The organism is Endozoicomonas sp. NE40, from assembly GCF_040549045.1.
Lineage (GTDB): Bacteria > Pseudomonadota > Gammaproteobacteria > Pseudomonadales > Endozoicomonadaceae > Endozoicomonas_A > Endozoicomonas_A lisbonensis.
Map to the genome: position 1 here is coordinate 2,255,180 of NZ_JBEWTB010000002.1, position 19,231 is coordinate 2,274,410.

The 19,231-nt window shown below is 46.3% G+C and carries 20 protein-coding genes and 1 pseudogene; 4 read left to right on the plus strand and 17 right to left on the minus strand.

Features of this window, described 5'->3' with window-relative positions; all coding sequences use genetic code 11:
* Positions 1–11: 11 nt before the first annotated feature.
* Positions 12–422 carry a PilZ domain-containing protein gene (locus V5J35_RS11245; protein WP_354011273.1) on the plus strand — a complete coding sequence of 137 codons (411 nt, stop codon included), beginning with the start codon at positions 12–14 and terminating at the stop codon, positions 420–422.
* Positions 423–431: 9 nt separating this feature from the next.
* Here the strand turns inward: V5J35_RS11245 and lrp are convergent, their stop codons facing one another.
* The 9 genes from lrp to V5J35_RS11290 form a co-directional block, all read right to left on the minus strand.
* Entirely contained in the window at positions 432–950 is a 519-nt protein-coding gene (gene lrp / locus V5J35_RS11250) for a leucine-responsive transcriptional regulator Lrp (RefSeq protein ID WP_472924777.1), read from the minus strand.
* A 245-nt stretch (positions 951–1,195) separates the two neighbouring features.
* Positions 1,196–2,305 carry an alanine racemase gene (alr, locus tag V5J35_RS11255; protein ID WP_354011274.1) on the minus strand — a complete coding sequence of 370 codons (1,110 nt, stop codon included), beginning with the start codon at positions 2,303–2,305 and terminating at the stop codon, positions 1,196–1,198.
* 142 nt (positions 2,306–2,447) lie between these two features.
* The gene (locus V5J35_RS11260; RefSeq protein WP_354011275.1) at positions 2,448–2,990 is read right to left on the minus strand and encodes a BPSL1445 family SYLF domain-containing lipoprotein; all 543 of its coding nucleotides are present in this window, start codon (positions 2,988–2,990) and stop codon (positions 2,448–2,450) included.
* A 109-nt stretch (positions 2,991–3,099) separates the two neighbouring features.
* Positions 3,100–3,552: an Lrp/AsnC family transcriptional regulator gene (locus tag V5J35_RS11265; RefSeq protein ID WP_354011276.1), complete on the minus strand. Its 453-nt coding sequence runs from the start codon at positions 3,550–3,552 to the stop codon at positions 3,100–3,102.
* A 77-nt stretch (positions 3,553–3,629) separates the two neighbouring features.
* Positions 3,630–4,235, minus strand: a complete 606-nt coding sequence (locus tag V5J35_RS11270; RefSeq protein WP_354011277.1) for an acyloxyacyl hydrolase — start codon at positions 4,233–4,235, stop codon at positions 3,630–3,632.
* Between the two features lie 138 nt (positions 4,236–4,373).
* Positions 4,374–5,660: a capsule biosynthesis protein gene (locus V5J35_RS11275; RefSeq protein ID WP_354011278.1), complete on the minus strand. Its 1,287-nt coding sequence runs from the start codon at positions 5,658–5,660 to the stop codon at positions 4,374–4,376.
* Between the two features lie 115 nt (positions 5,661–5,775).
* Positions 5,776–7,857, minus strand: coding sequence for a capsular polysaccharide biosynthesis protein (locus V5J35_RS11280; protein WP_354011279.1), 2,082 nt, complete (start codon positions 7,855–7,857; stop codon positions 5,776–5,778).
* A 53-nt stretch (positions 7,858–7,910) separates the two neighbouring features.
* On the minus strand, positions 7,911–9,152 hold the full coding sequence (locus V5J35_RS11285) for a type II toxin-antitoxin system HipA family toxin (RefSeq protein ID WP_354011280.1): 1,242 nt from the start codon (positions 9,150–9,152) through the stop codon (positions 7,911–7,913).
* Positions 9,149–9,391 carry a helix-turn-helix transcriptional regulator gene (locus V5J35_RS11290; protein ID WP_354011281.1) on the minus strand — a complete coding sequence of 81 codons (243 nt, stop codon included), beginning with the start codon at positions 9,389–9,391 and terminating at the stop codon, positions 9,149–9,151. The genes V5J35_RS11285 and V5J35_RS11290 overlap by 4 nt, the downstream gene beginning before the upstream one ends.
* Positions 9,392–9,660: 269 nt before the next feature.
* Between V5J35_RS11290 and V5J35_RS11295 the strand changes: the two genes are divergently transcribed.
* The 3 genes from V5J35_RS11295 to V5J35_RS24295 are packed head-to-tail and all read left to right on the plus strand — an operon-like array spanning position 9,661 to position 10,521.
* The gene (locus V5J35_RS11295) at positions 9,661–9,852 is read left to right on the plus strand and encodes a type II toxin-antitoxin system VapB family antitoxin (protein WP_354011282.1); all 192 of its coding nucleotides are present in this window, start codon (positions 9,661–9,663) and stop codon (positions 9,850–9,852) included.
* Positions 9,853–9,857: 5 nt separating this feature from the next.
* A complete protein-coding gene (gene vapC / locus V5J35_RS11300; RefSeq protein WP_354011283.1) occupies positions 9,858–10,274 on the plus strand; it encodes a type II toxin-antitoxin system VapC family toxin in 417 nt (138 codons plus the stop codon).
* 34 nt (positions 10,275–10,308) lie between these two features.
* On the plus strand, positions 10,309–10,521 hold the full coding sequence (locus tag V5J35_RS24295; RefSeq protein WP_419095779.1) for a peptide chain release factor family protein: 213 nt from the start codon (positions 10,309–10,311) through the stop codon (positions 10,519–10,521).
* A gap of 4 nt (positions 10,522–10,525) precedes the next feature.
* On the opposite strand, the gene tkt is transcribed toward V5J35_RS24295, so the two are convergent.
* The 8 genes and pseudogenes from tkt to V5J35_RS11345 form a co-directional block, all read right to left on the minus strand.
* Positions 10,526–12,523: a transketolase gene (gene tkt, locus V5J35_RS11310; protein ID WP_354016387.1), complete on the minus strand. Its 1,998-nt coding sequence runs from the start codon at positions 12,521–12,523 to the stop codon at positions 10,526–10,528.
* A gap of 61 nt (positions 12,524–12,584) precedes the next feature.
* Positions 12,585–13,538: a KpsF/GutQ family sugar-phosphate isomerase gene (locus V5J35_RS11315; RefSeq protein WP_354007241.1), complete on the minus strand. Its 954-nt coding sequence runs from the start codon at positions 13,536–13,538 to the stop codon at positions 12,585–12,587.
* A 16-nt stretch (positions 13,539–13,554) separates the two neighbouring features.
* Complete coding sequence (gene kdsB / locus V5J35_RS11320) at positions 13,555–14,337, minus strand: 3-deoxy-manno-octulosonate cytidylyltransferase (RefSeq protein WP_354007242.1); 783 nt, start codon at positions 14,335–14,337, stop codon at positions 13,555–13,557.
* 31 nt (positions 14,338–14,368) lie between these two features.
* Positions 14,369–14,929 carry a KdsC family phosphatase gene (locus tag V5J35_RS11325; RefSeq protein WP_354007243.1) on the minus strand — a complete coding sequence of 187 codons (561 nt, stop codon included), beginning with the start codon at positions 14,927–14,929 and terminating at the stop codon, positions 14,369–14,371.
* A gap of 129 nt (positions 14,930–15,058) precedes the next feature.
* Positions 15,059–15,856 carry a 3-deoxy-8-phosphooctulonate synthase gene (gene kdsA, locus V5J35_RS11330; protein ID WP_354007244.1) on the minus strand — a complete coding sequence of 266 codons (798 nt, stop codon included), beginning with the start codon at positions 15,854–15,856 and terminating at the stop codon, positions 15,059–15,061.
* A gap of 161 nt (positions 15,857–16,017) precedes the next feature.
* Complete coding sequence (locus tag V5J35_RS11335; RefSeq protein ID WP_354007245.1) at positions 16,018–17,166, minus strand: hypothetical protein; 1,149 nt, start codon at positions 17,164–17,166, stop codon at positions 16,018–16,020.
* A gap of 13 nt (positions 17,167–17,179) precedes the next feature.
* Complete coding sequence (locus tag V5J35_RS11340) at positions 17,180–17,920, minus strand: glycosyltransferase family protein (protein ID WP_354007246.1); 741 nt, start codon at positions 17,918–17,920, stop codon at positions 17,180–17,182.
* 86 nt (positions 17,921–18,006) lie between these two features.
* Positions 18,007–19,215: pseudogene (locus V5J35_RS11345) on the minus strand (IS256 family transposase).
* Positions 19,216–19,231 lie beyond the last annotated feature (16 nt).

A 19,231-nucleotide genomic window follows, 5' to 3' on the forward strand; every position in this document is an offset into this window, starting at 1 on the left:
GAGGACGATCTATGACAGACACTGTACTTGAAAAACGTCGCTTCCCCCGAAAGCTGCTTGAAGAACCTGCAGAGGTTCTTGATAACGATACCGGTCAGTTGTTGGGCATTCTGGAAGATGTTTCGAAGGGAGGTTTCAGCCTGGTCACCAACCAGATGATCCGTCAGGAAGAGGTTCGTAATATAACACTGGTGCTGCCTGGCCCCCAGAAAAGCTATCACCGGGTATCGTTGATAGCTGAATGTGTCTGGTGCCAGTCAAGTAACAAGCAGAGGAGCAGGCAGGACAATAACACGCGTAAAGGCCCCCCCGACAATGCGTCCTCAGATCAGGTTCCAGAAGGCTATGCCGCTGGATTTCAGTTGCGGGAGATCGACGAGCAGGACCTGGTTGCCCTTAATTACTTTATCCGTGACTACTGATACGAAGCCTTAGTCAGGAATGGGCAGGTTCAGAGTTTCCTTCAACTCTTCCATCACGATGTAACTCTTCGACTCTCTTACACCGGGCAGCTTTAACAGGATGTCGCCCAGCAGTTCCCTGTAGGAGGCCATTTCAGAAATCCGGGCTTTAACCAGATAATCAAAGTGGCCCGATACCAGATGACACTCCAGAACATTAGGCAGGTTAGTAACCGCCTTGCGGAAATCATCGAAGATATCGGCGGATTTGGTGTACAAACTGATTTCGACAAACACCAGCAGACCGGCTTGCAGGAATTGTGGATTTAAACGGGCACTGTAGCCCTGAATAATCCCTTCACGTTCCAGTCTCTTAACCCGTTCCATGCAGGGCGTTGTGCTCAGGCCTACACGGTCAGCAAGGTCTACATAGGAGATACGACCATTTTCCTGCAGGGTGCGCAGAATATTACGATCAATCCTGTCTAGTTGGCGAACGACTTCTTTGCGGCTTCTCATGGTTTCAGCTGTTGTTTGACGAACTGTCATTGTATAGCCGTTGGGAAAGATCCCTTCAGCTACGCCATTCAGGAAAATGCCGCAATTTCGCATAAGTATGCATCAGCGAACATTCCGAGGGTGCGTGAGAGTATGGCACAGACAGAAAATCTTCAAGTACTTAAATAGGCCAGCTATGTAAATTTTCCGTTTGCCTGTAAAAAATAAGCAAGATAGCCCTGTGAATGTGAGTACTCACAGTATGATGCTCGTAGTCGATTCTTCACCATCAAACGTCAGGCTCCGACGGCTATAGACGACTGGACGTATTCAACCGGAACCCGGTTAAGATTGCAGTACAGCTGATAAGGTATGGTGCTGGCATAGCGTGCTATTTCTGCTGCCGGGAGATCCTTACCCCATAATACAACGTTGTCACCCGGCCGGGCTTCCTGTGCATCAGTCAGATCGATGGTCAGCATATCCATGGAAACCCGACCAATCACAGGCACTCGTTTACCGTTCACAAGAACGGGTGTGCCGTTCCGGGCGTGGCGCGGGTAACCGTCGGCGTAGCCAATCGCCACCACCCCCTGTCGGGTCGGGCGCTGACTGGTCCATGTGCTGCCATAACCAACCGGGCTGCCAGCAGGAATGTTCTTAATGCTTATTATGGCTGAGTGCAGCGCCATAACCGGTTGCAGCTGTTGCTCAATCGGATGAGCCGTTTCAAAGGGAGAAGCGCCGTACAATAATAACCCGGGGCGATTCCATTCAGCACGGGCCTGGGGGTAGTCCACCAGACCGGCTGAATTAGCAATACTCCGCTCGCCCGGCAGTCCAAGCGTATGTTGTTCAAAGACTTCCAGCTGGTGTCGTGTATAACCATTATCCGGCTCATCCGCACAGGCAAGGTGAGTCATCATTACAATGTCGCTGACCCAGGGCAGTGCGTCCAGACGCATCCAGGCGGCTCGAAACTCTTGTGGTAACAGACCGGCGCGATGCATGCCCGAGTCCATTTTCAGCCAGACACGCACAGGCTCTGATTGTGGGTTCTGCTCCAGCATGGTCAGCTGTTCGGGGTTTTGCACGACGATGTCCAGCTTATGACGGCTGATCTCGTTCAGCTCACTGGTTTCAAAAAAGCCTTCCAGCAGGAGAATCGGTTGCCGGATACCGGTACTGCGCAACTCCAGAGCTTCTTCAATACAGGCCACCGCAAACCCGTCAGCCTGACCTGACAGTGCTTTGGCACAGGCGACCGCACCATGCCCATAAGCATCGGCTTTCACCACTGCCAGAACTTTGCCATTCGCTCGTTCCCGGTTGGCTAACGCTTTGGCAAGCTGGTAGTTGTGTTGCAGGGCATCAAGATTAATGACCGCCTTAGCTGGACGACTCATGGTTGCAGTGTTTCCCCCAAAAGAATCAGCCGCAATGCTAACAATTTATAATTTTTAGCTCTTTATGTGATTATCGAAATTCACTAAGTGAATAAATAATACCAATAACGGTGGCTTATCTACACAGCAAAAGCCGTTCGGGTTACTTATTGATTCTGGTAATCTTGGTTCCTTCCAGAGTCAGGTTGTACATCAAACCCTTGTTGTCACTGATAAAGCCGATAATAGGCGCCTGAATGGTATTGGTTGCGATCGTTTCACCCACACCAAACTCGGCAATAGCAATGCTGCCATCAACGCCTGCTTCCCAGCCTTTGCTGTTGCGGAATTTCTCCAGAGCTTCATCGGTCATAAACATAATGACCTGGGAACGCAATTGAGCACCCAGCTGAAAACCAATAGAGGCCGATGCGGTGTTGTAATAGTCGACCACGCTCTGATTGATCAGCAGCGCACCTTCACCGTACTCACCTCCCAGAAACAAGCCACCCTTAATAATTTTAGGGAAAACCAGAATGCCCCTGGCCTCTTTGCCAAGCGCCCTGGCTGCAGAGCTTTTGTCGTAAAGGCTCGACAATGTTTCCTTAACGGTAGCGTTCAGTTCGGTCTTTGATGAAGCGACGGCGGGCAGAGTCAAAACAGAGACGACCATGAACAGAAATAGATGTCTCAACTGGCGCAACATAATGTTTCCCCATAGTTAATGCTGCCGTAATAGTACCAGTGCGGGGTCGTGTTTCGATGTCTGCTTTACACAACTTTTTCAGGTTTAAGCGTTATTTTCTCGCTCTGATTTAAAGGGGAAGTGCTGTTGTGTATTTCATCTGCTCCATGGCAAAGCTGGACGTCACATCACACAGGCCGTCGACACTGTTAACCAGTTTTTTATAGAAGCGATCAAAAGACTGAATATCTTTGGTCACCACTCTCAGCAGATAATCATACTCGCCGCTCATCCTGTAGCATTCTGCCACTTCCGGGAAACTATTGACGGTGTTTGAAAAAATTTTCAGCCAGTCAGACGAATGTTGTTGTGTTTTTATATGGACAAATACGGAAACCCCCAGGCCTACTTTCTCGGCATTAATCAGGGCCACCCGTTTACTGATGTACCCCTGCCCTTCCAGACGTTTAATTCGGTTCCAGCAGGGAGTAGGCGACAGGCAGACCCTTTCTGCAACTTCGGCCAGGGAAAGGGTGCTGTCTTCCTGCAGTTCAAGCAGAATTTTTCGGTCGATAGAGTCCATTGCGGGGGCAATTACAAGCTGAGGAGATTGGCGGGAATAGTGTCATACTCCCGGGAGCTTGGCAAAATCAGGCTCTTTTACCACTTATAGGCAAATGTTACAGAATGGAAATCAATGGATTCATTCAGCTTTGCCAGCCCCGCATTGGAATAATGCAGCCAACTGTAACTCACGGCATATTGCTGATGACTTCCAAAGGCAAAGCCAGCGCCTAAGCGCGTTTCAAACAGCCAGTGGCTACCCAGATTGATGGGGGATTTCTTCTTCTTTTCCAGATCTTTTTCAGAAAACCAGGCACCTCCAATGCCAGCGTCAACAAAGGGAACTGTGTTTCCAAATAAAGGATGGGCAGAAGAAAAACGGAAGACAGGGGAAAAGCTGATGACACTGGCTTTATCTTTACCATCCGGACTGGGATTATCAGAAGCATCCAGGCGACTCTGCAAAGAGCTGCCTGCCAGCTCGAAGTAACTGGACGCTACAATGCTGTCCGAACGGTACAGCTCTTTGTTCCAGTCCCACTGAATTCCAATACGGTAATGGTTATAACTCGCCTTTCTGCCACTGACGACAGGAAGGTATTGGCCATAGGCAGCTGATACCCCGTCGGGTCTAAGATCCAGGGCAAAGGCAGGCACAGACATCAATGAGGTAATGCCTGCATAGATGAGTCCTTTTTTCACTGATTCCTCCTGCGGGTGCGTGGGTATGCACACAGCACTTACCGTTATATCGGAAGAATCAGAGAGATGATGAGTCGATCTTTAACTCATCACGTTCAGGATGGAGAAGGGAGGGTTGAAGAGTAGAGTTGCCGCTGTTCAGGCGGCATTCAATGGAAGATCACAGACTCCGGTATGGCAGGATTTATGGGAAGGCAGGCTATGAATCGTCGACGGAGCAACGGTTTGCCCTGCCATCTTTTCAAAAAACGCCAGGACATTGCTGCAGCTGATATCGAAGTACTTGAAAAAACTACCGTTGACCTGAGTTTGCTCAAATAACAGGGAGTGGAACTTTGCAAAAAGCGACCGGTCAACCGGCTGAGGCGCTCTCCAGAAAGAGGCCAGACTTCCCTGATGGGTCAGTCTCTGAATATCATACATAGCTCTGCCTGTTACTTTAACAGGCACGCCATGCAACATGGCGGAAACACCGACAGTACTGTTCACAGTGACAACCCCTGCTGTATGACGATACAGTTCAGGAAGCGAAACATCATGACAATAAATCACCCGATCCTGTAAGCCCGTGTGTCTGACTTTCTCGCGAATAAACCTGCCGTAGTGTGTATAGCCCCGATCCATAGGATGATGTTTAAAACACAGTACCTGATCAGGTTTTGCATAGCTTTTGAAAGATTCAATAGTTTCAGAAATAAACGACTCAACAGAACTGAAGTTAGAGTGATAAGTCTTCTGAGAATCGTCGTGTACCTGTAAAGGCACCAGAAAAAACCGCTGACTATAAGTTTTTGTCAACTGTCTTTTAATAAGGTAATCAGAAGGCCTTACCAACCATTTGCGAGCAAATCCCCGTAGCCAGCAGTACCCTTCCTTGACAGGGTTCGAAGCCCGATGGTGAATATAATGTGGAAACTGCCTGCGGCTGAGCTGTGCAGCCCAGTAATACAACGATGCATAAACCGTCCTGCGCAGCATGGTATTACCAATCTTTACAGGCGTTTTAACGGATTTTACGGTGGTTTGCTGCAACCGCTGCGGAGACAGGTCCAGCCGACTTAGTGCATTAACACCGTGGGGCTCAAGCGTGATGGTGTTGGGTCGCAAATACCCCTCCTCAAACACCATAAAAGCAACACCCAACTGATCACAAACCGGTTTTGCCGTTCGATGATAATAACGACAATCTCCCAGCAGAAAGACAGCGTCTATCGAGTGCTCCAGCAGGTATTCCTGTAAAAAAGCCGGCCAGTCGTTTGGCTTTCCCTGATAGTCTACAACGCTGTCTGCACCGGCATAAAAGCGGTCACCACCGTTAAAATTAATTTTATGCGTGTAATAACCCGCACGTGTAAAAGCCCCGGCCAATTCCCGAAAGAAAGGCCCTAACGGCCCTTGTAAAAATAATACAGACGACTTTTGCACGTTGAACCGACCCGAAAAATCTGTCTTAAGACAGATAAAGAATTATATTGTTGTATAAATAAACGACCATTTTGTCAGAATAATAATTCAGTCCGGATGGTGGACTTACGAAGTATCACCCCGTAAAAACCTCTATCAGATAGCCTGCCTTGCGCTTTGTTCTTGCCAGCCAGCTGTATAATTTACCGGACTTGGTCTGATGAACGGCGGCTTCCTGTTTTAGGGCTCGAACCATACGCTCTACTGTCGTAAAACGCCGGGTTCCCCAATGCACGTAACACGGGTAATAACAGTGAACAAAGTACGTTAATTCTGCTAATGATCTTTTTGCTGTTCTGCGGGCAATGTCCAGGTGGTCAATGGTCAGCCCCCACCCGGAATAAAATGGAGCCCCCCAGCAGTGGACTCTTTTGCCTCTGATCAGTGCTTCAAACCCTGCCAGTGATGTCATCACATGCAACTCGTCACACTGATCAATACAATCCAGAATATCGCTGTCTGACACAACGCTGTCTGCCCACTGCAAAGCCCGGGGCTCAGGTATGTGTCCTTCTCTTCCCGCCAGCAACACATCCGGATGCGGTTTATAAACGATATAAGCATTGGGCTCTGAAGCCCTGACAGCCTTCAATAAATCAAGATTGCTGTGTATTGCCGGGCTGCCCCATTTTAAAGACGCATCATTATTCACCTGCCCGGTGACAAGAATTTTCTTCTGTTGAGGCGTTGCGTCAGCAAACACCTGATGCCCGGAGCCCGGCAGGTTATATTTACTTACCCGCTGCTGAACCAGTGTTTTAACCAGCTGACTGCCCCGTTCTATCTGCCTGTCAGACAGTTTTATAGTATTAATCGCGATTTCCAGATCAGAAGGGCGTGTACAGTCAAAATACATTCCCTGTTTATCGATGATCAGTGATCCGGGTCTGCGCAATTCGGCCCCAAGACCATTGCTGCGAATAAAGGCATCTTCCGCACGCCACAGGGCGATGCCTTCAGGTGCTTTAAATTCATACTGCTTTGCTCCCCATAAAAGAATGCCATCACCATCAATTGCTGTTTCAAGTGCCTTTTCAGTGGATCTGACAAACTGAATACGCCCGGCGCGACCACCAATAAAACAATGAAGAAATGCCCGCTTCCACAAACTGAAATCAACGGCATAAAGCGTGCTGACCTCTTGTGTCTGGTACTGCCGCTGCAAAGCAACTAAGTCAACAATATCTTCCAGCTCGCACCGTTCAACGCTTTCCGGGTCAATATAACGAGTGTATTTAAGACAGGCAGCGGCAAACAGACTTTCAACAGTATGTTTTACTGTACGACGGGGACAGCCAATCCGGTCATCCGTTAAAGACCAGCCACTGTAAAAAGGGACTCCAAAGCAAACCACTTCCTTGCCATACCAGAGAGCTTCAAACCCCAGTTGCGAAGTTACAACATAGACTTTGCTGAAGTGGGGAAAGAGAGACTGGGCATTAATCTTATCTGACAGTACTTTCAGGCGATCACTATCAAATCCTTTAATCTTCTGACCGCAAGGCTCCAGTTTAAAATAACCTTTCTTTTTTCCTAAAACGACATCAGGGTGAACTTTTACCCAGACTTCTGAATCAGGGTTTTCTGAAAGAGCTGCTTCCAGCATAGCCTTAAAGCTGGAATCATCAGCCATACCATATTTTACAGAACAGTCGCCGTATGTCTGGTCAACAACCAGCACTCGCTGTTGTGCAGCCCTTTGTGCTTTCCAGTCGGATACCGGTTCATGGTTGTATTTGGTGATCTGATGCTTTCGGATACTCTCAAGCAGGTTAGCCGAACGGGCCTTCAACTCTTCTGTTAACCATTCTTCAGGATGATTCAGCAGGTGTTCAATATCTGAAGACTGAGTGGCATCGTAATAAATGCCAGATTTGTCGACGATCAGGGAGAAGCGGCGATCACCCAGGGCTGGGTGGCCGAGGTAGGAGATGAAGCCGTCTTCCAGGCTCCAGTAGGGAAGGTTGTTCTTTTGGCTATAAGCCTTGGCTTTTGTTGTGTTGTTTTTCCTTCCCCAGCCAAGAACAGTAACGCCAGAACCTCCATGCTTTTTGGTTAACTGCTGGAAAAGATTAACGTAGGAAACGGGCTTTCCGATGAGGGGTTCAAGCTCTCTGGCTCCCGAAATGCCTTTGGAAAAAGTAATGAACTGAGACAATGAGTAGATTCTTTACGATGAGAAATAACGATCAGTCTGAGTCGTGCCTGTATTTAAGTATACCGGTCACTCTTACGCTTTTTGTGCCGTTTGACATCAAATCTTACATTCACGTTCGACGTCGAAACCGCTCGGGTTATGGCACGCTGCAATGCCGTTTTCAGCTCAGGAAAGACTGACCACTGGTCAAACTGGTTAATGAAATCACTGGCAATATCCGCAAGCTCTTCAAGTCTCGTTGCGGCACTTTCTACACCAATGCTTTTGCCATAACGCACCAGCCTGTCACGGTTAGGAAACTCCCGGCTTTTATCCATCTTCAAGGCAAGGTCATGGGACTCTGTTTCATAAACTGTAGTATTCACCACATCGTATAGTGGCGATAGCCTCAAGCCCTGAACAGGACTAATGTTGTCGTACAATAATGAAAAATTTTTCAAATGCGCGTCACCATTACCTAACAGACAACTAATGGCAACGTAATCAAAAATATCGTGTACTTGCTGAATATCTTTCGTGTAAAGCTGTACAACTTTGGCAACGTGCTCGTAGGAACCCAGATACTTATCATCTCCGGATTTTTTCATCAGTACAGCAAAATCTTCCATGCCAAGAGCATGACCATTTTGCCGGTCAAACCGCTTCATAATAAACAGTTCACGATTGCCGGAAATCCAGAACTCAGGAACGCTGATACCACAGGTTTTGGCAATACTCATGCACACAAACTCATTGAATGCCAGATGTTCGTAATCGTCTCCGCCAGATTTAACGATCAGTTCCGGCTCAACAAGTGTGCCTTTTTCACTATTTTTTTTCGTATTGACCAACAGCTTGGGTTGAACACCCGATATAGCTGAAGTGTTTAATAAATATTTGTCCAACAGGTACTCAAAAGCGCTTTCCCGGCTGTTCCAGTTTACGAGAGACTCAAGGCTGTCATAATCTTTCGTCTCAACTGTCAGGTCGCTTTTATAAGACAACCGACCAATGCCCCGGTGCTGTTGAAGCGCAAGAAACAGCATATCGTTTACTTTCACATACCGGCGCAGCTTTTCGGTTAACCTTTCCCGAACATAACCTTCAGGTATATTCATCTGAAACACTGGATGCAACGCCCCGCTGTTATACGATGCAACCTGTGCAGGCATGGTCAGGGAAATATCTTCACCAGAGTTATCCTGGTAAGAAAAAGCATAGGAGCCTCGCTCAAAGCTCAATACCCCGGCTTGCCCACCGGGAGTACAGACATAAACAGGATTTATTTTTTCCGGCCAGCGATGCAATGTGTTCATTCGTCATCACCAAACAGTTCATCCAGTTCATACCATGTAGGTCGTCGTGCTTCTTTTACTGACAGCTCCAACCCTAATAAACCCAAACAATTAACCAGAGCCCACAATGCCCCCCGGTAACGGTCATTCTCGATGGCTGACACTACGCTGCGGGTGGTTCCGGCTCGTTTTGCCAGCTGTGTCTGGTTCCAGCCTTTGGCTTTTCGCCGTGTTTTAAAGGTTTGTCCTATGCTTTCCATAATCTGGTAATTTTGAACTTATATAAATTCAAAATAGTATAAAAAACACTATTTGACTATATATAAGTTCATTTTAAAGCTTGCAAACACTTCAGACTGCTCGAACTAGCCGATCTGATCTATGGTGGTGTCGGTTGATCACCACCATAGATAACCCCCTCAAAAGCAGCCTTTTTACCAGCCTATTCAGAAGTCAGAAAGCGCCCTGCATTGTGTACTAAACTGTTTTTGTGTAAAGCTATGTGTAAGACACTCCGAGGAAGCTGATTATGCCCAGTAACCTTGCTATAGATGATGACCTGATTCTTCAGGTACAAAAACTGAGTGGCTCCAAAACAAAAAAAGCCGCAGTTAATGAAGCGCTGGCGGAGTACGTCCGACACCGGCAACAGTTAGAGCTTCTTGATGAGTTTGGGACTATCGATTACGACACTCCAAAAGCAAAAGAAAAAAGGCGCTGATCATTATGGTGTTGGTCGATACTTGCGTTTGGTCAGCAGCACTGCGACGAAAAAAAACACCCGTAGCGCCCGAAGAAGCCCGGATACTGAAGCGGCTTATACAACAACACAGAGCGGTTATGATTGGCCCTGTTCTTCAGGAAGTACTCACTGGCATACGCTATGAAGAACAATTTCAGCGCTTACAAGCCAAACTAACCGCTTTTGAGTTACTGACCATTACATCAGACGATTTCATTCAGGCTGCCCGATACTCAAGTCTGTGTCGAAGTAAAGGCGTACAAGGCTCACACACGGATTATCTGATAGCAACCATTGGCATCAAGTACAAAATCCCTGTTTTTACAACTGACAACGATTTCAATCATTACCGGAAGCATATACCTGTCCAGTTGTTTGCCAGGCCAGAAGATTTTTCCTGATCACAGGATATACAGTGCAAAGTTTTATCCTAATATGACCAATCAGTTTAACCCAGAAGATCTGCTTATCACGACTTGGAGCAGCACAGAAAACCACCCCGTTCCTTGTGCAAAAAACGGGGTGAAAATTGTTCACTTACCTACGAAACTGGTCGTTACCGTTGATGAAGAGCGAACCCAACATGCCAATAAGTTAAAAGCGCTGGCCATTCTGTCTGAAAAACTGGATAAACTGCTTGCCTATTAACACTTTAACGCAGCATATCTTCAGCAGCTCTTACAATGTTGTCTACTGTGAACCCGAAGAATGGGAACAGGTCACTGGCCGGAGCTGACTCACCGAAGGAGGTCATGCCGATAATGCGACCGTCTAAGCCTACATACTTGTACCAGAAGTCAGCATGAGCTGCTTCGATAGCAATGCGAGCAGGTACTTCCAGAGGCAGTACCTGCTGCTTGTATTCAGCATCCTGAGCGTCGAACACTTCGGTTGAAGGCATGGACACTACGCGTACCTTACGACCCTGTTCGGTCAGCTTGGCTTCGGCGTTCATAGCCAGTTCGATTTCAGAACCGGTAGCGATCAGGATCAGGTCAGGTGTGCCTGCACAGTCCTTCAGAATGTAACCACCACGGGCAATATTGGCGATTTTCTCTTCATCACGAGCCATGCATGGCAGACCCTGACGGGAGAAGATCAGCGCGCTGGGGCCATCGTTACGCTCAATGGCGTATTTCCATGCCACCGCAGATTCAACGGTGTCACATGGACGCCAGGTGTTCATGTTTGGCGTGGAGCGCAGGTTCGCCAGCTGTTCAATAGGCTGGTGGGTCGGACCGTCTTCGCCCAGACCGATGGAGTCGTGGGTATAAACGAAGATGGAACGCTGTTTCATCAGGGCAGCCATACGAACGGCGTTACGGGCGTATTCCATGAACACCAGGAAGGTTGCGCCGTAAGGTACGAAACCACCGTGCAGGGCGATACCGTTCATCATGGCGCTCATGCCAAATTCACGCACGCCGTAGTAAAGGTAGTTACCGGCAGCGTCGTCTTTTTCAACGCCCTTGCAACCACTCCACAGAGTCAGGTTGGAACCGGCCAGGTCAGCAGAGCCACCCAGCAGTTCAGGCAGAAGCGGGCCAAAAGCGTTCAGAGTGTTCTGGGACGCTTTACGGCTGGCAACTTTCTCGGCTTTTTCCTGGCACTCACGAATGTAAGCGTCGGCTTTTTCAGAGAAGTCAGCAGGCAGTTCGCCAGTCATACGACGCTTGAATTCAGCAGCCAGCTCCGGGTGAGCCGCAGCGTAAGCTTCGAATTTCTCGTTCCAGCCTGCTTCTTTGGCAGCACCGGCTTCCTTCGCACTCCAGCCTTCGTAAACGTTGGCAGGTACTTCGAATGCACCGTGGTTCCAGCCCAGACGTTCACGAGTCAGTTTGATCTCGTCATCACCCAGAGGCGCACCGTGGCACTCTTCCTTGCCTTCTTTGTTAGGAGAACCAAAACCGATAACGGTCTTGCAGCAGATCAGGGTTGGTCTGTCAGTTTCAGCACGACCGGCTTCAATCGCAGCCTTGATGGCTTCAGAGTCATGACCGTCAACACCTGGAACAACGTGCCAGTTGTAGGACTCAAAACGCTTAACGGTGTCATCGGTGAACCAGCCTTCTACTTCACCGTCGATGGAAATGCCGTTGTCGTCATAGAAGACAATCAGTTTACCCAGACCCAGAGTGCCGGCCAGGGAACAGGATTCGTGGGAGATACCTTCCATCATGCAGCCGTCGCCCATGAATACGTAGGTGTAGTGGTCTACGATGTCATGGCCTTCACGGTTGAACTGGCCTGCCAGTGCTTTTTCAGCAGCAGCAAAACCGACAGCGTTGGCAATACCCTGACCCAGAGGACCAGTGGTAGTTTCGATGCCAGGCGCATAACCGTATTCCGGGTGACCAGCGGTTTTAGAATGCAGCTGGCGGAAGTTTTTCAGGTCTTCGATGGATACATCGTAACCGGAAAGGTGCAGCAGGGAGTACAGGAGCATGGAACCGTGTCCGTTGGACAGGACAAAACGGTCACGGTCTGCCCACTCCGGATTAGCCGGATTGTGGTTCATATAGTCGCGCCACAGCACTTCGGCGATGTCGGCCATACCCATTGGGGCGCCTGGGTGTCCGGATTTGGCTTTTTGGACAGCATCCATGCTCAGAGCACGGATGGCATTGGCTAGCTCACGACGTGAGGACATATAAATCAGGACTCTTGGTTATCAATTAAACAGGTCAGGAATGGTTTTGAGAATCTGAAATTTAAGCTGCCCAGTCGATCAGACCAACAACATTTCCGTCGTCGTCTTTAGCAATCAGGCACTTCACATGAGCTTCTTTCATTGCTTTTTCAGCTTCGATCATTTTCACATCCTGTGAAATGCATACAGGCTTGTCACTCATCAGATCAGCAGCCTTCAAACCGTGGAGCGTTTCATGGGTAGTCATGTAACGACGAAGGTCACCATCTGTGATAACGCCTGCGAGCTTGTTGTTGTCATCCATAACCAGAGCCATTCCTGAGCGTGTTTCCGTCATGGTCAAAATGACTTCATTCACAGGCATACAAAGCTTGACGAACGGCAGGCGCTCTTTCTGCATAACATCTTTTACACGAGTCAGCAGGCGGCGACCCAAGCTGCCTCCCGGATGGAAGCGGGCAAAATCCTGTGGCTGGAAGTCACGGGCTTTAATCAAAGCAACAGCCAGTGCATCACCAATAGCAATAGCTACTGTTGTAGAGGTAGTTGGAGCCAGGTTGTTCGGGCAAACTTCTTCTTTAACAGAAGCATCCAGAACAACATCTGCATTTTTTGCCAGAGTCGAATCATGACCACCGGTAATGGCTATGATTTTTGTACCAAAGCTTTTCAGGGAAGGTATCAGCTTCAACACTTCATCTGTTTCACCGCTGTAGGAAATCAGAACAACAACATCAGCATGTTCATCGAAGCGTACCATGCCTAAGTCACCATGGAATGCTTCGCCAGGGTGCATAAAGAAACTGATAGTTCCGGTAGATGCCATGGTAGCGGCAATTTTTTTACCGATCAGGCCAGATTTACCCATACCAGAAATAATCACCCGACCTTTGCAGTCAAGGATCATTTCTACAGCTTTCTCAAAAGAGCTATCAACACGTTCACTTAAAACAAACAGAGCATTACCTTGTTCACGCAGAGAGTTTGCCATTACCTGGCGCATATTAATTGTCATATTAAACAGTTATAAATTATTGATGTGTAAATTCGGCTCGAACACGTTCCAGGTCGGCAGGTGTATCGACACCATGTCCAGGCTGCTCTGAAATGCTTTCAACATGAATCCCAATACCCAGCCATAAAGCACGCAGCTGCTCCAAAGCTTCCAGTGTCTCAATATCAGCAGCACTTGCGGCAGCAATTGTCTTCAATGTTTTGGCACGATAGGCATACATGCCAAGATGTCTTTGCGGGTGTGGCAGAGAGACCATTGTGGCTTTGCTGGCTGATTTATAGTTATCACGATCCCATGGAATTGGGGCTCGACTGAAATAAAGGGCCAAACCAGTCTGATTGGTTACAACCTTGACGATATTAGGATCAAACAAATCATCGGCATCATGAATAGGAGTAGAAAGCGTCGAAATACCTGCACTTTTATTCTCAGCCAGATTAATCGCAACTTTTGTGATCAGCTGATGTGGCATCAGAGGCTCATCCCCCTGAAGGTTGACGATGATACTTTCATCATCCCATCCCATAATTTCAGCCACTTCTGCCAGTCGGTCAGTACCGGAGTCATGTTCTGATGCAGTCATAACCGCATGAGCACCAAAGCCATGACAGATATTCAGAATACGTTCGTCATCTGTAGCAACAACAATATTGCCATCCGGATTAATCCCGGTTTCTACAGCTCTTTCAAAAACATGCTGAACCATTGGCTTACCCGCAATATCCAGCAGCGGTTTACCCGGCAGACGCGAAGAACCAAAGCGGGCAGGTATGACCACTTTAAATGAATGTTGTTTCATTAGAATTCAGTCTTTAATAGGGCTAAAAAGGTTACTGAACTACAGCGGCTTTAGGCATCACCAATACCCGATAGGCCTCTGCCAAATCTGTGCGAGCACCAATCAGTAGATCGGCGACTTCTCTTACTACCCCTTTACCACCAGAAGCCTCTGTGACAATGTGCGCCATCTCTTTTACCAATTGATAGCCATCAGCTGGCGCAATGGCCAGACCAACCTGTTCCATAACAGGTAAATCCAATACATCGTCGCCCACATAAGCGACAGCATCATTCTGTACGTTTAGTGTTTGTTTGAGCTGAGCGAAGGTTGCAGCTTTGTCATGACAACCTGGAAAAAAGTACTCTATCTTCAAATCCTGCATTCTACGTGCAAGAGGGGCTGAACGCTTGGCAGTGATGACAGCAACTGCAACACCGTTTTCCTGAAGTAGTCTTATACCAACGCCATCTTTGGCGTTGAATGGCTTTATTAACTCACCATGCTCACCATAAAGCAGCGTACCATCGGTGAGTACACCATCAATATCGAAAATGGCTAGTTTAATAGCCTCAGGTTTCACATGGGGCATATTTGCTTCAGATAAAGACATTTGGCTTGGAAGTGTTCAGATAAAGAGCAAGGTTATTGCAGAAAGCAAGTAACAATGAAGTGTATATGAGTAATAAAAGTGGGAAGCAGAGTCCCACTTTTATTGTTCTTGAAGAAAAGTGCCTAAGAATTAGGACAGTTCATCTTCCAGAAGTGGACGAGCTCGAACTACACGATCAATTTCGATCAGAGTTTCTAGCATTGCTTCCATTTTGTGAAGATGGATCATATTTGGGCCATCACACAGAGCCTTTTCTGGCTCAGGATGGGTTTCCATAAATACGCCATCCACACCTGCAGCGACTGCTGCACGCGCAAGAACAGGAACAAATTCACGCTGACCACCCGAAGTTGCTCCCATGCCACCAGGCTGCTGTACAGAATGTGTGGCATCAAAAACAACTTTTTGACCAGTTTTGCGCATGGTAGACAGACCACGCATATCAGACACTAGAGTGTTGTAACCAAAGGAAGTGCCACGGTCACACAGCCAGATGTTTTCATTGCCTACTTCACGACACTTTTTAACAACCTGAGCCATATCCCAAGGTGCCTGGAACTGACCCTTTTTAACATTCACGGGCTTACCACAGCGGGCAACACGCTGAATGAAGTTTGTTTGGCGAGCCAGAAATGCTGGCGTTTGCAGAACATCAACAACTTCCGCCACCTGCTCTACAGGAGTGTCTTCATGCACATCGGTCAGCACACGCAGACCGTAGGTGTCTTTTACTTTCTGCAGAATTTCCAGACCTTTTTCCAGACCTGGTCCACGGAAACTGTCGGAAGAGCTGCGATTGGCTTTATCAAAACTGGACTTGAAGATGTATTCAATACCCAGTTTCTCTGTCAGCTCTTTCATATAACCGGCAACGTCCATTACCAGTTGTTCGGATTCGATTACGCATGGGCCTGCGATTAAAAACATATAAGCACCAAATAGCTTAATAAATATTGATTATAAAATAACCAACTAGTTAAGTTATGTAAGAAGATAACAAAAAACTTATCGTTTAAGTTATTTACTATAAGCAGCGAAAAACAGAATCAAAAAAGTTAAGTTTTATAACTCAAGTCAAATTAAGAAACTTATTTGTTTATCTGTGCCCTAAGCTCTCTTCTTCTCCTTGCAGCTTCTACTCGTTTAAAATACCCAGTATCTTCACCAAGCTTTTTAATCTCTTCCATATATTTATTCGTAGTATTTTCTAGAACTTCTTGAATATAATTTGACCTATGTCTTTTCCATTTAGATAAATCAAAACAACTGCCATAAGAATTTAACTCCCCAAGCATATCTAACGTCATCATTGTGCGCTTACATTTGTAGCATAGCGAACAATTCAATGACTTATTTGGACTTTTTGCACAAACATCAAGACTATCTCTCCCAATCCCAAATTGACTGATGGATATTGTTTTTTCTACCCTTGATTTATCGGAACCGGTGGAATAGAAAAACAGACTCCTCGTTGAAAGCAGTGGAAGCAAAATTGAGTCTGAATATGCAGCAGAATGTGACTTCCTAATAGCTATATCTTCAAATTTATAACCCGAGGCATAGTAGTAGATACCAACGACATTCCTTAATAACATAGCTACAGAGCAATTAAGCAATGGATGAATTTGAGAATAAGGCAATGAAACATGACTATAAAAATTAGAGCCAATTTGAATTAAAGGAAGATTAACTTCCTCTGCTCCCTTAAGGAACCGAGGCATATTTCTTTGCCATTTAGTATCATACACACCTAGTTTTTGATTATGATTAATCTGAAATAAGTGTGTTATTTTATGACTTTGAACTGGCATCTCATAATAGTTATCAACTAGAGAAGCATAACTATCAATTCCGCATGAAAATCCAGTCCCAACCCCTATACCTTTATGCTCAATTGCAGATTGCATGTTTGAACTTGTCACTTTAATTTGTGCAAGACTTGGCTCAATTATACAATAAATACTCTGTATATCTTTACTAATATTGACATATAAGGTGTCCGTCAATACTCCCTCAAAGTGTAAATCAACACCATTTTTCATTGCAATAATGAGAAAAACAAGAGAGAAAGGATCAGATGAGTCAAAATCTACCTTACTAGAATACTCAGAATCAACATGCATCCATAGTTTCTTACTTTCTCCTTTTAAAGAATAATCACAAAAAATGTATGTTTTATCGTCATAAAGCTTTATATAAGGCTTACCAACAATAAGTAGATTGCTCTTTTCAGACATAATTATTTACTTATTAAGAAATCAAATCCATAACTCTTTCATAGAACTTTTTATTTTGTCTACGAGCATCTTCTAAAGCCTCTGAATAATTGCGAGCTTCTTTCAAGGCTTGCTTCCAAGAAGCTCCTTTTGTTATAACTGGCGTATGTTTATATCCATGAAACTTCGAAGAAAAAGGTATGCATACAACTTTGCGATTCAAAAGGGTTCCCCAATATGCACCATGAAATGAGTTCGTAATAATTAATTCAGAAGAAGCTAAAGCTTTTATCACATCCTCAAATGGTGCACGATTATTTAAAGTTGGGTATCCATACTCTAATACTTCTTGAACTCCAGGTTTCACAGCATGAGCATAAACTATTACATCTTTATCAATCTCATAGTGCTTATCAAAAAGCTCTGACATACAGCTAACACACGGGACATATATGCCACCTTTTCTACCCCACTCACGACGACCTACTAAATCCATATCATCAACAAGCTCTGGATTTGTAGAGCGACGACTTAAAGAAGTCCCAATACCCCATGCTATTTTAAAATTTGCTTCGACATTATGATGTATTTTATCTGTTCGCAACCTAGGTTCAATAGCGCCTCCTCCATAAATCACAGCATGGCTTTTTGGTATTTTATCTTTAAGATCGTAAACTTTGGCTTCTGGGAAGTAAAAGTAATCATAAGGAGTGCAGTGGAAATCACCGGTATTTGGTGTATTACGAATATGAGCTAAAGATGTTTGAATAGTCATAATTTAAATAAAGTAAATAAAGTAAATAAAGTAAATAAAGTAAATATCGAGCCTGTAATTAATTCTGTGTAAACGCTCAACCAACTTTACTGCCTGAACCGGTCTGGAAACATAATTGCAAACCGGTTCAGAGCTGATACCCAATTCCTGATGGGCATCGTCCATTTCGCTGAAGCTCTTTCCATCGCCAGATAAATCACCTTCATCACAGAGTTATCTGATGGGAAGATCTTCCGTTGCTTGATAGCTTTTCTGATCACGCTGTTCAGCGATTCTATAGCGTTCGTCGTGTAAATCGCTTTCCTGATATCATCAGGATAGTCAAACAGGGTTATCAGGTTATCCCAGTTGTTGCGCTAGGATTTACCTATCGATGGAAACTTATCATCCCAGGTCGCCTCAAAAGCGCTCAGTTCACGTTCAGCCTCGTCCACAGTAGCTGACTGGTAGATCTTCTTCAGGTCCGTTGATACGGCCTTACGATCCTTGTAGGACACATACTTCAGAGAGTTACGAACCTGATGGACGATACACAACTGAATCTGGGCTTTTGGATAAACCGTGTTGATGGCTTCAGGGAAGCCTGACAGTCCATCAACACAGGCAATGAAGATATCTTCAAGGCCACGGCTCTGAAGCTCTGTTAAAACCGAGAGCCAGAATTTGGCTCCCTCTGTTTCGGCAATCCAGAGACCGAGAAGTTCCTTTTGGCCTTCAATATCAACACCAAGAGCGACATAAACGGTTTTCCGGACAACCCGCTTATCCTGATGGACTTTAACGACGATGCCGTCAAGGTAGACAATGGGGTAAAGGCTTTCCAGAGGGCGGTTCTGCCAGTTCTGTACTTCCTCTTGAACAGCTTCAGTCACCTTGGATATCAGGTTGTGTGACACGTCTGCGCCATACATTTCCTCCAGGGCATCGGCTATATCGCGGGTGGTCATTCCACGGGAGTACAGAGCCAGAATCTGCTGATCCAGCTTGTTGATTCGGGTTTTACCTTTGGCAATAAGCTGAGGTGAAAATTCACCGTTGCGGTCTCTGGGGGTTTTGACCTCGACTTCACCGAAGTCGCCCTTGAGTGTTTTTTTGGAATAACCGTTGCGACTGTTTCCGGAGTTTTGACCTTCAGGCGCATGCTTGGAATAGCCAAGATGATCTTCCAGTTCAGCGGCCATGACACGCTCAACAGAGACTTTCAACAGCTGACGACTGAGTTCGGCAAGATCATCTTGAGTCTTTATTTGACTGGCAAGTTTTTCGACGAGTTCCGGATCGATGTCAACGCTCATTGTTATTCTCCTCTTT